Below are 16,521 nucleotides of genomic sequence, written 5' to 3' on the forward strand. Positions count from 1 at the left end.
TCAGTTAACCTTAAGTCCTTTGTAATTTTCGTAATCGTCGAAGGTATTGATGCCACCACTGACGGCCAGGAGACGTGATAAGGCGGTGACATAGTGATAAGCCGCAGACAAACGCTGGGTTTTCACACTTGCCAGATATAACTCTGCATCAACGACATCCAGAGACGTTGACAGCCCCTGACTGAAGGCTTTTTCACGTAAAGAGACGCTTTCTTCTGCAAGCGCAACGCTTGAAGCCAGACCTTCATATTCCTCAAGCGCCTGTGATGCCTCGCGATAGGTTTTCTCAACCAGTACCGTTAAGTCCTGCTCTGCCTGAGCTCTCAGGTAATTGACCTGAGTCATCGCACTATGGGCGGCTTTGACTTTGTCTGACCGGCCCGACGAGTCCAGTAACGGAATACTTACGCCAACACCAATCGCCCAGTCGGGTGCGGTTTTGGCGGCAAGTGTGTCTTCCTCATAAAGGTTGTAATTCCCGTAAACAAAAACTTCCGGATAGTATTTACCTTTCTCAACATCCAACGCACCACTCGCCTGACGTTTCTTGGCATCCAGAATATGCAGCCCCGGATAATCACTCAGTGTTTGATTCAGGAAGGTCATCATGTCCGGTAAACTTTCATTCACAAACAATGCGGTGGTGGGCGTTGCCGGCGTTTGCAATTTCAGCATTTTGGTTAATGCAACCTGCGCAATTTCCAGATTCCGTTGTGCTTTCAAACGCTCAACACGGGCTTTGTCGTAAGAAGACTGCGCCTGAAGACGTTCAACTTTGGCAATCTGCCCCTGTGCTTCCATCTTAAGCGCATTTTTGTAATGCTTTTCGAGCCCTTGTTCCGCTTCCTGACGTGTTTCAAGTACCTGCTGAGCCAGCACCACGCCAAAATAATAGTTCGACAAATCTTCAAATTTGGCATGCTCTTTCATTTCGAGCATGTACTTGGCTTCCTGCGTTTTGCCCTTGGCAATATCCTGAGCAGCCATAATGCGTCCACCCAGAAATACCGGCCAGACCGCACGAACAGAACTGGTCAGAATATCTCTGTTTGTCAGCTGAGAAGTGAATAATTTATCAAGCTGTGCTGATGTCATGTGCAACGACTGCAAAAGCATGCTTGCAGCCTGACTATTCCCTGCTGGCGTGCTGGCAATAATATCGGAAGGCGCTATCTGAATCGGATCGTCCAGGTAAGTGTAATTCGCTGAAACTGTGACACGGGGTAATGACAAAGCGCGAGACGCTTCCTGTAAATGCTCAGCTTTTTCAACATTACTTTTTTCAGCGGCCAGTTCATCGTTGTGGTTTCGTACACGCTGCCAGGCATCATCAAAACTCACAGTAGCAGCTTGTGCCTGAAAACACAGAGCACTGATCAGTAACGCAAGGGAAAAGGGTTTAGCCTTGGGCGGGCTGACTATCATTTTTTTATCCTTCATACCTCAAGAACGGCAGTGTTCATTTTAGAGTCATTACTCTATAACACAAGCTTCACGCGCATATTTCTTGGATGGACGGTCACAACATGCTGTTTTAAAAGCATATCAAATGAAAAAGCCCTCATGCGAGGGCTTTCATCAATCATTGAAAAAGTGATTACATGAACCATTTCCACCAGATAAAGGCGGCAAGAAAACCATACAAATAAACCAGACCGGCCCAAGAGAGATACTTCATTCCACGACTTAATTTCATCTCTGCAGGTAAAGCTGCACTGCTTAACAAACGATAATTCAAATAAGCGAAAACAGGCGTTGTCATAAATGCCAGCACCATCGCAAAATTCATCATGGGCATCAGTGCAGAAGTGAAGAACAGAATGATAGCCATAGCCAGCACACTGACCACCAGCATCCAGCCATTCAGATAACGATTCTGTGCCAAAGGTTTTTTCTGAATCAGCAACTGAGCTTCTGCCAAAGCACGGGAGTAGCCGTCGATCACCGTAATCGTGCTACCAAAAATACAGAAGAACGCAATCACTGCAATCAGATAGCGAGACCACTCACCAATGGTCGATGCATACATGCTCACTAGCTGGTGCGAAAAGCCAATCCCCGATGCCTTCAGCTCCGTCCCGGAGCCATAAAGCACCAATGCCCCCAGAGACAGAAACACAATGGCCAGAATCGCAGTCCCGATATAACCCACATTGAAATCAAACAACGCGGAGCGTGCCGTCACAGTCTGCTCTTGACGCTGGCTCTTCAACCAAAGAGAAGTCAGACAGGAAATCTCTATCGGCGCTGGCATCCAGCCCATCATGACCACAATGAAACCGAAAGACGCCAGTGTCCAGGCTGATGGCCCTTCATAATCAACGGGCGCAACACTGCCATTCCCGGCCGCAATCACCACAGCAGCGATCGTTGCAATCACCAGAACCGACATGATCACTTTCGACAAGCCATCCAGCGCTTTATAGTGCCCTGCCATCAGAATCATCAAACAAGCGGCCAGCACCATCGCAGATAAAACAGACAGTGGCAGTTCTCCTGGCATGAAATAACCCAGCAGGCTGGCACTGAACAGAAGTAGCGCCGCAGTATTGACAATACTTGAGATCAGATTCAGGGCAAAGAAAACCAGCAGGTAGCCTCGTCCCATGCCGTCATACCCTTCCACAAGGCTTTTGCCGGTTCCCATGGTGTATTGAATGCCGGCTCGGAAAAAAGGGTATTTAAAAAGATTGACGAGCAGAATAATTGCAGCCAATTGCCAGCCATAAATGGCCCCGGCTTTGGTTGAGGCGACAAGGTGAGAACCGCCGACGGCTGCTGACGCCATCATGATCCCTGGCCCCAGAGATTTGATCAGTTGCTTGATGCCATGGCCCGAACGGACCTGTGGCGGGTTTGATGTTGTGTCTGACATGCAAATACGTCCTTTGTAGTTTTTTATAGTAATGAACTTATTTGTCTCAGGTTTAAATCACTTATGCAATCCCCTCATTCGACAACAATTAGTGCAACTCACTATCTATAGCCAACACAAAGCACATTAATCTACTTTCAGATCTGTTCACATCAGTTCATTCTGAAGATAGCCCCAAAAAAACGATAAAAAATATCCCTATAAATGATTGATTACATGATAAGAATCGTAACACTGCATACTCCTCAATCAGCGTGCCAGACATTGCTGACTCGCTTCAAATTTTCTCATTCGTTCGCGCTTCAGATTATGCTTGTAAAGAAAGCACCATAAGTCTGTCTTCAACGCTTGAGCCAATATGTCCTCTGACAACCATGCTGCTGGCAAGCAAACCCGAACAAGAATATACCTGCGTCGTTTCCGGCGAGGGTTCTTACTGACGCTCGCCATCAGCGCTTGTGTCATCACTGTGATCGCTTTACTCAGCACCTTCTGGCTGACCGCACAGGGCATCCAGCTCCATGCCATCTCTGGCATTGGCTTATCGCCACACGGTCTGTCGATCAAACAACTGATCCTCAATATTCATGAGACAAAAATTGAACTCAGAAACGTTGTGCTGTCAAAATCGTCCTCCCCGCATCAGGACAAGACTTTCCAGACATCAGATCAACAGCACTGGCGGATTGAAGCCCAGCACATGAAACTCCGGCCTTCACGTCAACTCAAAAACCAACTCGCTCAGATAAAACTGATTGGGAAAGACGCCACACTGGAGGACGTCTCATTCGTCAGCCAGGGCGCACTGGCAAAAGGACACTTTCTTTTTCGCGCAAATACTGCCGTCACCATATTCAATACCCCCGCGTCAGACGCAGGCTACAAGCAGCGACTTCAGAACATTCAGATAGAAGTCACAACATCACCCAATGTTCAGATCTGGGTTCAGTCAGGCAGCGGCCAGATAAGCGTGCCCGTCCCGATTGCCAACCGCACAGAAAACTATCCGATAAATTTTCAAGCGCTGAATTTTTCCTTTCAGCACACAGAGACATCCCAACCGTTCCACTTATCCGTGGGTCAGCTCATTCCCCAAAAGCCAACAAGTCGCCAGACAACAAGTGAGGAAACAACGAGTAAGAAAACAGCGAGTAAGAAAACAAATCATGAGAGTGTTGAGCAATTAGACATCACGTTCGATATTGCATCACCGGCGAATAGCCTCGTCGCTCGTGCTCAGTACATCAACTGGGATCCCACGATATTGCTCATGCAGCCAGCCTCTGAAAATCCGGTTCAGCCGCAACTCGGGCAACTCACGGCGCTGCTCTATCAGCTTCCCGCAAAACAAATTGATGTCGAACACCTGACCATCCCGGGATACCTGTCGCAGTCCCGGCTGGCATTCAAGAAAGAACCGGAAGCCACCCGTTTTTCTCTCAATGGCATGCTGGATGCAGGTGTAAAAACATCGCTACCCTTTGATGTAGATTTCCTTGCATCGGCCAAGCAAACCACATCGTTCTCACTCAAACTTCTGAATGCAGCAGAACAGGATAAGAGACAGAGCATGTTGTTTTCCTGTGATGCAGACTGGTTATTTTCTTCTGACATTCCACAGCAAATCGCATGTGAAAGTGACAATGTCACTGACATCATGCGCAAATTCAACATCCGTGGGATTGATACCGCAGGTTCAACATCACAGGGACTGACGGTGACTGCGAAACATCACGATTCAGCGCAAGCCCACGCAATAGCAGAAACGAATACCGAACAACCCGACTGGCATTATGACGTTGAAATTCAGGGGCCTGAACATCTCTCTTTGACATTCCCCGAAGATACTTCTGCCAAAAAAGACGCCTCTGCCAAAAGCAACCATCGCCTTGAGCAGCATCCGGCTCAGATAAGCATCACGCATGACGGTACCTGGAGATGGGATCTTCGGCTGAATCCCAAGCAAGCACAGATCTCACTCTCTGCACAGGAACAGCTCGCGATGACACACTTGATCCCAGAGCTTCAGGCTCTACAAAAACCAACGCCAAAGACCCAAAGCCAGATTGACCTGAAAGCGTTCGCCTGCCGTATACCATTCTCAGAGCAGTCCAGTCTATTGCGCCTCATCCGCTGTGAAGCTGACACTGCCGTGCAGATCACAGCAGACTATCTCACAGCAGACAATCTTGATATTGGGCCAGTCTCAGCGAAAGCACTGAAGGTTTCGCAAAACATTCAGGCACAGATAGCAAACAAGACATTACAGGTGACCGTTTCAGATCTCTTCGCTCAGGCCGAGCGTATCAACTTACCCGATATAGCAGCGCATCAGAACAATACGCTGAATCGACCCACACTCCGTATCCCAAACATCAGCTTCGTCTCTTCCTTTGACAACTCTGATGACAGCTCTGCGCCTTTCTCGACGTGGCGAATCGAATCGGACAGACATTCCATCGATCTGAGTGCAGACTTCAGCAGTGTTCATCCGGTCGACTCAAAAACTATCGCTAAACGCAAACCGAAGCGTATCCCTAAAACGTCACATCAACCGGTTCAACATGCGGCAGGCAATATGACGGTCAGCCTGAGCCAGTTCCGGGCAGAGTTCAGTCGTCACCAAAGTCATCACCAATGGGCATTGAAAAGTGATTATGATACCGCGCTCTCCTTCAACCTGAATGATCAGCACTTCCCTGCTGTAAAGAGCCAAGGTTCACTCACAGCCCAGCCAGAGCAATTCATGATGTCAGGCCGTCTGAGCGCAGCGCAGCGCTCTCCGTTACTTCGCTTCAAAATCACGTCAGCCTTGCCATCGGGGAAAACTCGTTTTCAGATTTTTCCGCAGCCACTCACCTTCACCGGTGTGCAAAGCCTCCAGAAATTTTACCTGCCTCAGTTCCCTGTCAGGTTGGATCTCAATAATGGCCGCCTGACAGTCATTGCTGATCTCACGCTGGAGAACCAGCTTTGGTCTGGTTCGCTGGACATCTTCACAGAGCACCTGAATGGTCATTATCAAGACATTCATTTTGCAGATCTGAACCTCTCGCTGACCAGCCTGATTCGCAACAACACGATTCGCAGTCGTCAACCACTGACACTGCATACGGGGTGGCTCTTTGCGGGAACGCTGTTTCAGGACATTATCCTGAGTGGCGAGTGGAATACCCAAAAGCCTGATTACACCCTTCACCGGGTAAGTGCGAGCGTGTTAGGCGGTTACCTCAGTACTCAGAAGGTGAGCAGTTCATCTTTGACGAATATTGATGTCATTCCCTTGCGCATTCAGCGTCTCAATCTTAAGAAATTAATGGATTTATTTGACGCAAAAGATATCGAACTCACCGGGATACTGGATGGCATGTTGCCTATCCGCATTCAAGACGGCAAACCCGTCATCCAAAAAGGGACTTTATTTTCAAGAAGTCCCGGCGGTATTCTTCGCTATCAGCAAGGATCACCCATTGATGAAAATATCAAATCTGGCGATACAAACAGCCTCAAAGTCATCGCGGGGATTCTCAGAAATTATCAATACGACTCTCTTGCCATTGATATAGACTATTCAAAGGATGGTCAATTAAATGCCAGTTCAAGGTTCAAAGGCCATAACCCAGACTTCCTGCATGGCAGACCGGTCAACATCAACCTGAACATACAAGATGACATCCCGGCCCTGATCAAAACGCTCAACACAATCAATGCCGCTGAGTTCGAGCGCATGTTTGTGAAGCAACTTGGTCTCGAAAAATAGATTTTGCGCTGAAATTTGTTGCAAATGACTTGAAAAGGTCGAAGCCCATGGATATTCAGTTAAAGTATTACTGCATGACAGGCTGTTTGGCAGCAATACTCATCCTCACAGCTTTTGGGGTGACTGGCTGTACACCAACAGTTCAGGTTGCTGCGTCGGATAAACCGATTGAAGTCAATCTGAATGTCAAAATTGAACATGAAATTCGTATTAAAGTTGATAAGGAAATTGATGACCTATTCAGTGATGACGAAGTCTTCTGACAAGGCGGGGAGTCAGTCATGAAACGTTTGCTGACCTATGTTGCCATTCTCTTCTTTTGTGCCAATGTGCTTGCGATTGATTTGCAGCAAGCCAAGGCGCAAGGGCTCGTCGGTGAAGCGAATACAGGGTATGTTGCCGCCGTGACACTGTCACCATCCACTGAAGTTCGTCAGCTGATTCAACAAGTCAACACAGAACGCAAAGAGAGCTATCAACGTATTGCTGTTTCTCACGGGCTCACCGTGTCTGAAGTCTCACGCCTCGCCTACAAAAAAGCAATCGACAGAACCGAACCGGGCCATTTTTACCAGAATGCCAGCGGGCTCTGGGTGAAAAAATAGCTGCTGACACGACAATGGCTTCCCGTTGAGCTGCTATTTTTTTGCAAACAACCTTTCAACACTCAGATCTGGCAGTGAATTTCAGCGACAGAACAGGGTATACTTCAGCCACCATTTCTTATGTGCTGCCCAAACATGTTGTTTCAATCTGCTTTCGTCAGACAACAGATCACCCGCTATCCGATTTTCTGGCTTAGTGCCCTGGTCTGTCTCGTCCCTATCATCAACTCACCGGTTGCTCTGATTCTTGGATTTTCGCTCGCAACCTTAGGGCTGGTGCCGACAGACATTCCGATTGCGACGATCACCAAACAACTCCTTTCCGCCGCGATTATTGGTTTGGGATTCGGCATTCAGCTGGATGTCGCCCTTGAAGCCAGTCAGTCAGGTCTTGGATTAATCCTGGCATCAATTGTTCTGACGCTACTCATGGGTGCATTGCTGACTCGCCTGTTTAAAATGGATAAAAAAACAGGTCATTTGATTGCTTCAGGAACTGCTATCTGCGGCGGGAGTGCTATTGCCGCTGTCTCTCCCGCCATACAGGCCAATAGCCACCAGACATCACTGGCATTGGCGACTGTTTTTATTCTGAATTCCATCGCCCTTTTTATTTTCCCAACCATCGGTCATCTGCTGAGCCTGTCTCAGCATGAATTTGGCATGTGGGCTGCCATTGCCATTCATGATACCTCATCGGTTGTCGGGGCAGCGGGGGCCTATGGCGATGAAGCTCTGATCACGGCCACGACACTCAAGCTTGCCCGGGCACTCTGGATTATTCCACTGGCCTTTCTGAGCGCCTTGTTCTTCAAGAGCAAAGAGAACAAGCTCTCAGTACCCATGTTTATTCTGTACTACTGTGTTGCCATCGGCATCGCACATTGGCTGCCGCAGTTCAAAGAACTCTACCAAGTCATCTTTTCGCTCTCGAAGCGTGTCCTGGTCGTTTGTCTGTTTATGATTGGGGCTGGTATTACGGTACAGAAATTGCGCGCTGCGGGAGCAAAACCGCTCTTACTCGGGGTTCTGCTTTGGCTGACAATCGGTTGTGGGTCACTGCTGGCGATATTGTCTGGTTTGACTGGCAGTTAATCGATATCAAAAGGTTCGGGCGACTGCCTTAATTCTGGTTGCTTTTACGCCATGCCGTTCGGGCAACCAGAGCAAAGAGTAACGAAAAAGCAGTCAGGCTCAGCAAGGCACTCCATAGACCAGTGGTCATCAGCGACCCCATCGTCAGCGCCAATACAACCACAACCCATTTCACTTTCTTGTCCATCTGCTTCACTTCTTTGCCTCTTTACATCAACACATTATTGTTGATACGCACTGAAGCGGGAAAATACCCTTTCACACTAAGAAAGCAGGATTTGTTATAACCAAAAGTAGTTAAGGGAATTTTCTTATTTCAATCACATTGCATCAAGAAGCGTTTCTTCAGTTTTCACACTTTCGTCTAGGATAAAAGTAGCCATATTTAACTGTCCGAGGAGCGCTCTGTTATGCGGCGATTTGAAAACATTCTTTACATCAGCGACGGCATTCAGGATGAAACACAAGGGCTTCAACAAGCGCTTAGCCTGGCGAGCGCCTTTCAGGGCAAACTGACCATACTTATCACTTACCCGGATTTACCCGAAACGCTGGACAGTTATCAGGCAAACTGGGAACAGGCGCTCATTGAGAAAACCAAACATTTCGTGAAACAGGCCAAAACCAGATTACCTCCCCAGACAGCTAGCCTCATGCCAGTGATCATGGTGAAAAGCAGTCAGATCCCGGCGACACTGGTGATACAGAGTGTTCTTCGTGAAGATTTTGATCTGGTGATTAAAACCGCAGCACTCACGCAGCCTGACAGCGGATTAAAAGCGCTGGACATGGAACTGCTTCGTCAGTGTCCCTGCCCCGTCTGGTTATGCAGACCCATCGCTCACCCGCAGAAACAGGTTCATGTCGCTGTGGCCATTGATGCAGACAGCGACAGTCAGGCCGAAACGGATCTCGATATCGCACTGTTGCAAACAGCACGTCTCCTGGCCAATGACTGTGACGGAAGTTTGACGGTCATCTCCTGCTGGAATTTTCCTTACGAGGAAATTTCCAGTAATCCATTTATTCATGTCCCAGAATCTGAACTCGAACAATCCATACAACGCACTGAAACAAAACACCTCGACAAATTTAATGCACTGTTAGCACTTTCTGGCATCACTGGCCCAATCAAGACCTGTCATCCCAAAGGTCTGCCTCAACACTGTATTCCGGACATTATCGCTCAAGAAGCGATTGAATTGCTGGTCATGGGGACTGTGGCCAGAACAGGCATTCCCGGTTTTATCATGGGGAATACTGCTGAAGACATTGTACAAAACACACGTTGTTCAATCCTTGCCCTCAAACCCAAGGGCTTTGTTACCGACATCAAAGCTTATTAATTCAGGCTGAATATCAGGACAAAATCAGCACACCAGACAGAACAACGGGCTGAACACCAGCCCGTGATTCATTTTCAAAATGGCTTGGCTTCATTACTGAGCGTTCATAGCATCCAGCTTCGCCCCGACAGGACCAGAGAAATTATAGCCATCATGTTTGTCCCAATTAATTGACCAGGTCATAACACCACCATAGTTCGGGTAATTGAAAGCAGGAACCACAGCGCCACAATGGATTCCGACAGTCAGACAGTCCAGGGCATCCAGAATATTCTGTGTGGGCGCCTGACCCGAATTGGCGGAACTTGGGCCAGATGGCAGACCGATCGCGACCTGATCATCACGCAATGGCGCAAACTGCTCACCATTTGCCAGCGTGAACCCTTCAATCAACATCTTTGACTGAGCGACCATCATATCAACTGAACCTTCAGGTGCTGCGCCTGTGGTATAAGGGTTTGGTAATCCACCATTGTTGTACAACTGAACATGCAGCAAATCCAGAGTTCCACGCAGCGCGTTAATCAATGGAATGTAAGCCCCCCAAATTCCAGAGTAAGCCACCATGCCACCCTGAACATAAGGGTGCTCCGGTGCCATCGTCAGGTACATATCGCCACCCATATTGGCTTCTATCTGTTTCAGCGCACGCGGGAGTCTCGCCTGAATTTGCGACCCGTGAACCATGTTTGAACCACTTTCCAGATCGATATCCAGGCCATCAAATCCCCATTCATTGATAATCGCTGTCAGACTTGAAACAAAATGAGCTTCATCAGCATCCGTATTGAGGGTAATCGTGCCTTCAGCGCCCCCCAGCGACAAGACAAACTTCTTCCCTTGCGCCTGAAGTGCTGCCATATCCTGTTTAAACGTTTGTGGATCCAACGCCGGACAACTGCTATGAATATCACCACTGTACAAATTGAAATGCACTGTACCGTTACTGCTGCGATCATTCTCAGCAAAAGCAATATCAATCACGTCCCAGGCATCCGACATCTCGCTGAGATTCATTGGGCATCCAGCGCCATTGACAAAGTTATGCCAGTAACCAATTAACTGATGTTTTTTCGCAGATTGTGCCAACACGTTTACTGTGGCAGCCGAAGAGATCACACTCAACCCACTGGCATCAATGGCTTTGGCAGACACGGTATAACTCCCGACTGCGCCCGGTGTCCAGTTGATGCTGTATGGTGAGGTTTTATCGGTTGCGATCACCGAACCATTCACCAGAAATTCAACCTGACTGACCGTGCTGTTCAGCGAAGCGGCATCGGCAGAAACAACAACCGACTTCCCAAGACCGACCGCTGTTCCGGATGCCGGAGAAGTCAGTGTCACCACCAAAGGTGCATCACTGACATTGACCAGCACACCCGCGTGACCGGTATTGCCCTCATTATCGGTTGCGACCGCAGAAAGATTGACGGCACCGACACCCGTCGCCGTCCATGACGCTGAATAAGGTGCTGAAGTGTCAACGCCCAGACTCTGACCCGCCACAAAGAATTCAACCTGCGTCACGGCACCATCTGCATCTGTTGCATCCACCGCCAAAGTGACAGCGTCACCCTGAAGGACAGTTGCATGATCAACAGGGGTGGTAAATGTCACGGTCGGCACCACTGTACAAATCCCCTGCGCTGTCCAGGCATCCGCCCAATACAACCCGGATCCTGGCTCGTAAGCCCACGCAGAATCCGAAGAACACCAGCCCGCGACATCGCAACGGTATTTGTCATTCAAGTTCTGAACGATATCGCCTGCCTGATAGCTGGTTCCCGCTTTGTAAACCGGCACACCAGCACATCCACCAGACGAAGAACCTGAAACCGCAACAGTCACCACAGCACTCCAGGTGACCGCGCCTGCATCATCGATCGCTTTAGATTTGAATTGATGGATACCGGTCGTTGCTGTCCAGTTCACCTGAAAAGGTTCTGCATTTGCTGAACCCACCAACTGATCATCAACATAAAATTCAACCGCAGTGACTGTGCCATCCTGATCAACTGCATTCGCACTCAGCGTGACCACGTCACTTTCAGCAATTTGCGAAGACGCGGTCGGGTTCGTTACTGTCACACTCGGTGGCTGATTATTCCCTTCAGCTTTCACGAAAACAGACACAGAGTCCGAACGACTGGCTCCCTGATTATCCGTGACAACAGCCGTGACTGTATGGTTACCTTCAACCGTATTCCATGAGGCAGAATACGGCGCTGTGTCATCATTACCTATAACACGACCATTCACCTGGAAAGTAACATCTGCCACTTGACCGTCACTGTCCGATGCATCTGCAGTCAGCGTGATGGTCTGATTCACGCCAAACTGTGCATTGTTCAACGGAGATGTCAGTGTCACCGTTGGGGGTTGATTCCCTCCGGCCACATCACAGGCACCAAGCGAAGACCACTCTTCATAAGGATCAGAATACTGGACCGGGTCTTTGCCCTGGTTCCACCAGTTCGCTTGGTAAGCGTGATTCTGGTGCTGGACCTGAGCACCACCTTGATAAGCCGCATCATTGGCCCATACTGCTAAAGAAGTACAATCAACAGCATAAGCAGAAAGTGGGCTGCCGAGCCCAACCACGACAGCTGTCTGAATCAGAGTTTTACGCATGATGAACGTCCTATTCTCTCAAACGGATAGATATCCTAAAAAAGATATTTGCTTCATTTGGCGAGCAAATTATGCGTAATCATCATGAACGACTTTCTATATGATGATAAATAAGACAAAAATAAATTTGTGTATTCCTTAAGCAACTCTCAGTTTCACACGAAGCGAGATGGCTTTCCGACAGCCAATTAGGTATGTGGATCACGATTTGTGATGGGGAATGGGAATGCAGAAAGGTCTGAAAAGAATAAAGGATGGTCAGACTGACCACCCTTTTTCTGTTTGGAAAAATAATCAGCTTGTGATTGTACTGACTAAAAATAAGTTATAAGCAGATATCGCGACTAACAACAAAAAACCTTCAAAGCGGTTGATGCGACCTGGCCCCCGGATACCGAAGCACATCAGGACCAATGCTACAGTCAGTGCCATCATGACCAGCCAGTCACGGGCAAACACTTCGGCCCCAATACTGGTCATCGGTGAAATCACGCCGGCAATCCCAATCACAGCCAGAATGTTGAACATGTTAGAACCGACAACGTTACCAATCGCAATGTCATGCTCTCCCTTACGCGCTGCCATAACCGATGCCGCCAGCTCAGGAAGTGATGTACCCAAGGCGACAATTGTCAGGCCGATGATCAGATCGCTGACCCCCAGAGACTGAGCAATGGTCACAGCGCCCCAGACCAGAATCCGGGAACTCACCACCAGAAGCACCAGACCGATCACTAGCCACATCAGTGCTTTCTTCAGTGGCATGTCCTGCTCGTTCAGCTCATTTTCGGTTTCTGTTGCCAGTGCATCCCCTTTATTCCTTAAACCGGAATAGATTGACCAGCCAATGAGAATGAAAAAGCCAGAGAGCAACACAATGGCTTCAATTCGCGTCAGTTGTCCGTCCCAAAGTAATCCACCAGCCAACAGGCCAATCAGGATCAGCAGAGGTAGTTCTTTACGAAGGATATTTGACTGGACAGCGATGGGGGCGATGATTGCGGTAATCCCCAGAATTAAACCGATATTAATAATGTTGGAACCCAGCGCATTCCCCAAAGCAAGCTCTGGATTGCCATCAAGGGAGGCCATTGCGGACACCACCATTTCAGGCGCAGAGGTACCAAACCCAACAATAACCATACCGATTAATAAGGGGGGCATGCCCATGTGGCCCGCACTGGCAGCCGCACCGTCGACAAACCGATCTGCGCTCCAGACTAACAACGCAAACCCCAGCAATATGGCGAATGATGCAATGATCATAAGTAGTTACATCCCAATGTTTAACAAAAAAACGTTCAAAAATGTGGCGTACTAAAAGTCAGAACGTTTGATAAACCAGGGAAATAAGGGCGCCAAGAATATAGGTTTTGCCTGCAGATTGGTAGCAAAATTGTTCTTCATTTTGCGAAATCTTACATCTTCAAGCCTGCTCATTGAATGGCACCAGCAGCCTGAATAAATAAGTCCCTTCCGGGTTCTGAAGGGACTTCAGTCATTGGTCCGCTGCAATCAAAAATAGGCGTACAGTCGCACAGAGGATGAGAAATCATCTCGCTGCCATTGTTGATATTGCAGTTGTGTTCTCAGGCCAAGATGCTGTGTCAGTGCCCAATGCCAGCTTGCCTTGGCTTCCGTTCGCCAGCGCATTGCATCCCATTGGTAAAGCCCCTGTGCAGACAACGCCAGCTTATGCGCATCACTTGCCTGCCAGACAACCCCTGACTCGGCCCCGAACCCCAGATTGAGATTTTCTCCCTGAGCGTCAAAGTAACTCAACTCGGATGACATCAATGCATAAGCGTGCAGTGAATTCGCATCTCCCCAGGATTTACCGTACCCACCCTGCATGAAATACCGGCCTGTCAGACCGTTTTCATCCGGCTGGCGATCATAACCGGCCCGGATATTCCAGGATAGTGAGTCGAAGACTCTGTAATCAGGAGCCAGAGACATCGCATCGATCAGATACAGCTGATTCAGATCGACCTTTCCTTGCCGATCGACCCCAAGCTGGAGATCGAAAAAGCTGATTTGCGCCCCCGGAATGTAGCCTCCCGCATTATCCAGCAAGTCATGGTACGCAATACGCCACTCCAGTAACGCCTGATCCGCTTCATGCTTGCTGTAACGATAACCCAGCCCCAAACGGGTCGAGTTATGCCCTTCATCAGGCGACATCACAGGTCTTGGCGGTTCTGAAAATGGAGAAGGTGTATCCAGTTGGCTTCGTGCTAAGAGGAGTTTCTGTAATTTCGGAGCATAGACATCACGCGGTAACGCCTGATCATAAAACTCGAAATTCATCCACTCATAGGCCATTTCCAGCGTCGCCGCTCTCTCAGCCGGCGTTCCGTCAGTCGGATATTGTCCGTTCATCGCATCACGGGCGGCCTGAAGTTGTTCATCAGACAACTGCTCCGCATAATGCATCAGGCGAGTACCAAACGAAGCCCGGTATTCCGGGAGTTGAATCAGCCCCTTTTCTTTGAGCACCTTGACGGTATCAGATGGGATTGCCTGAAGATCAAAACCCGAAGTCAGATCCAGATTTTCTCTGCCCGCTTCCAGTAATGCCAGCAACTGATACGAGCAATTTTCATCAATAAAGTAGTAATCAAATTCGACGCCATTCATTTCCCATAGATGACGTAAAACCTGCTGAACTTCCTGCTCATTGAAGTCAATGGTGTATTCCCAGATATCTCTGGATTCTAAATCGTTATATTCACGAACCTTCCGGTAGTATGGCATCACAGTGAAGTAGCCCGGATATTCACCGATCAGGCCCTTCGCGGCATAAAGAAATGCATTGTCATCCGCTTCAGGGGTTGCCGCAAAGTTCACCGCAAATGCAACCAGTTCACGATGCCGGGTCTGATCTTTGGCATCAACCCGAAGTAAGGTATGCCCAAACATCGAAGACGGGCTGTTCATAAATGCCGTTGGGAAAACCAAGGTTAAACCTTTCGGGTTCAGCGCCTGTTTCCAGACTTCCTGCTGAGGACAAACCGGCTTTGGCCAGTCCGTCTGTAATTTTTCTTTCAACCAATGAAAACGTGCCGGATAACGGCAGCTGAAACTGTCATTGGCAGGCTCACCGGTGAACGCCTTGGCTTCTGTTTCGAAAACATCCACGGTCGCATTCAGCTCAGCCAAAGGATTCGTTTTCCCCTGTTCACTGATAAAAAACGTCGGTGAGTCAACCAGACTCTTGAAAGAGCCGGTGATCCCCGATTGATAATGACCCAGCGTATGCCAGTATTGAGATTCAGACAGCTGTTGAATGTCCTGCGTTGTGAATGCCAATGCTGAACAGCTGAATACGGAGAAAGGAAGCAGAGTTAACCAGGTCTTCATGTGAAATCGATGGGGGTCAGATGGATACAAACAAACATACTTCCATGCTTTCTATACCCATTGGAATATTGCCGTGGTCTGCACACGTACGAAGTTAATCATTCACAAAGCAGACGACTCACAAAGTAAACATTCCAGAAAGAATCTGATGGGTATATTTCCTGAAAAAGTTATTTGAAACCGTTTTCTAAGAAAATTATCTGAAAAAGATACAGCGCCCTGAGGCGCTGTATCCAGGCAGATCACGAATGTAACCAGAATTACAGTGCGTAAGCTGCCAGCGTATTTTGATCAGCAACCATAGTATTCAGGTTTGCCAGAACGTCTGCAGAAGTCACGTTCTCTGATGCAAAGATCGCTGCGTAGTTGGTACGAGCCTGAGTGTTGAACTCAGCTTTCGCTTCGTCGCTCATGCCCCAAACGTCAGTCAGAGTTGCCAGAGTCTCACCTTCACCGCGTGCGATGTCGCGTGCCAGGTTGTCCATGTTGCCGTCGATGAACATTGCCAGCTTCTCTTTAGAGCTAACAGTGCCTTCACCTTCACAACCCAGCGTACCGAAAGTGATACCGAAAGTCTGGTTACCAGAAGTACCGTTTGTTGTTGCACCCAGCACTTTAAATACTTTGCCTTCTTTACCGGCAAAAACCATAGAACCCAGACCACAACCGATATCGTCATCAGCCATTGCTTGAGAAAATGGCATCAAACCTGCGAGTACTGCCGCTGCAATTACTTTCTTCATTGTTATTCCTTACGCTTTATTTTAATACGATAGTGTTGCATTAACTCTATGCGTCGCAAATCATAACAATCTTTAGTGGAATTTCAATTTATATCATTGG

Annotated in this window: 12 protein-coding genes; 5 read left to right on the top strand and 7 right to left on the bottom strand. The window is 48.4% G+C overall.

Annotated features, from left to right (window positions below; all coding sequences use genetic code 11):
- Both EA58_RS18920 and EA58_RS18925 read right to left on the bottom strand, forming a co-directional pair.
- The gene (locus EA58_RS18920; protein ID WP_036756661.1) at positions 1–1,425 is read right to left on the bottom strand and encodes a TolC family protein; all 1,425 of its coding nucleotides are present in this window, start codon (positions 1,423–1,425) and stop codon (positions 1–3) included.
- A 172-nt stretch (positions 1,426–1,597) separates the two neighbouring features.
- The gene (locus tag EA58_RS18925; RefSeq protein WP_051642236.1) at positions 1,598–2,875 is read right to left on the bottom strand and encodes an NRAMP family divalent metal transporter; all 1,278 of its coding nucleotides are present in this window, start codon (positions 2,873–2,875) and stop codon (positions 1,598–1,600) included.
- 358 nt (positions 2,876–3,233) lie between these two features.
- On the opposite strand from EA58_RS18925, the gene EA58_RS18930 reads away from it, so the two are divergent.
- The 4 genes from EA58_RS18930 to EA58_RS18945 all read left to right on the top strand — a co-directional run bounded on the left by EA58_RS18930 (position 3,234) and on the right by EA58_RS18945 (position 8,335).
- A complete protein-coding gene (locus EA58_RS18930; RefSeq protein WP_036756594.1) occupies positions 3,234–6,635 on the top strand; it encodes a YdbH domain-containing protein in 3,402 nt (1,133 codons plus the stop codon).
- 47 nt (positions 6,636–6,682) lie between these two features.
- Entirely contained in the window at positions 6,683–6,898 is a 216-nt protein-coding gene (locus EA58_RS18935) for a YnbE family lipoprotein (RefSeq protein ID WP_081819762.1), read from the top strand.
- Positions 6,899–6,916: 18 nt separating this feature from the next.
- The gene (locus EA58_RS18940; protein WP_036756597.1) at positions 6,917–7,240 is read left to right on the top strand and encodes a YdbL family probable chaperone protein; all 324 of its coding nucleotides are present in this window, start codon (positions 6,917–6,919) and stop codon (positions 7,238–7,240) included.
- Between the two features lie 135 nt (positions 7,241–7,375).
- Positions 7,376–8,335, top strand: a complete 960-nt coding sequence (locus tag EA58_RS18945) for a YeiH family protein (protein ID WP_051642237.1) — start codon at positions 7,376–7,378, stop codon at positions 8,333–8,335.
- A 28-nt stretch (positions 8,336–8,363) separates the two neighbouring features.
- Here EA58_RS18945 and EA58_RS21760 read toward each other — a convergent pair whose 3' ends face one another.
- Positions 8,364–8,522, bottom strand: a complete 159-nt coding sequence (locus EA58_RS21760) for a hypothetical protein (RefSeq protein WP_161781082.1) — start codon at positions 8,520–8,522, stop codon at positions 8,364–8,366.
- Between the two features lie 223 nt (positions 8,523–8,745).
- Between EA58_RS21760 and EA58_RS18950 the strand changes: the two genes are divergently transcribed.
- On the top strand, positions 8,746–9,681 hold the full coding sequence (locus EA58_RS18950; RefSeq protein ID WP_036756599.1) for a universal stress protein: 936 nt from the start codon (positions 8,746–8,748) through the stop codon (positions 9,679–9,681).
- Between the two features lie 93 nt (positions 9,682–9,774).
- Here EA58_RS18950 and EA58_RS18955 read toward each other — a convergent pair whose 3' ends face one another.
- The 4 genes from EA58_RS18955 to EA58_RS18970 form a co-directional block, all read right to left on the bottom strand.
- Positions 9,775–12,315 carry an Ig-like domain-containing protein gene (locus EA58_RS18955; protein WP_036756603.1) on the bottom strand — a complete coding sequence of 847 codons (2,541 nt, stop codon included), beginning with the start codon at positions 12,313–12,315 and terminating at the stop codon, positions 9,775–9,777.
- A 294-nt stretch (positions 12,316–12,609) separates the two neighbouring features.
- Complete coding sequence (locus tag EA58_RS18960) at positions 12,610–13,581, bottom strand: calcium/sodium antiporter (RefSeq protein WP_036756606.1); 972 nt, start codon at positions 13,579–13,581, stop codon at positions 12,610–12,612.
- Between the two features lie 249 nt (positions 13,582–13,830).
- Positions 13,831–15,678, bottom strand: a complete 1,848-nt coding sequence (locus EA58_RS18965) for an Lnb N-terminal periplasmic domain-containing protein (RefSeq protein ID WP_036756608.1) — start codon at positions 15,676–15,678, stop codon at positions 13,831–13,833.
- Between the two features lie 260 nt (positions 15,679–15,938).
- Complete coding sequence (locus EA58_RS18970; protein WP_036756610.1) at positions 15,939–16,421, bottom strand: DUF3015 family protein; 483 nt, start codon at positions 16,419–16,421, stop codon at positions 15,939–15,941.
- Between the last annotated feature and the right edge of the window lie 100 nt (positions 16,422–16,521).

Origin of the sequence: Photobacterium galatheae (assembly GCF_000695255.1) — a bacterium.
Lineage (GTDB): Bacteria > Pseudomonadota > Gammaproteobacteria > Enterobacterales > Vibrionaceae > Photobacterium > Photobacterium galatheae.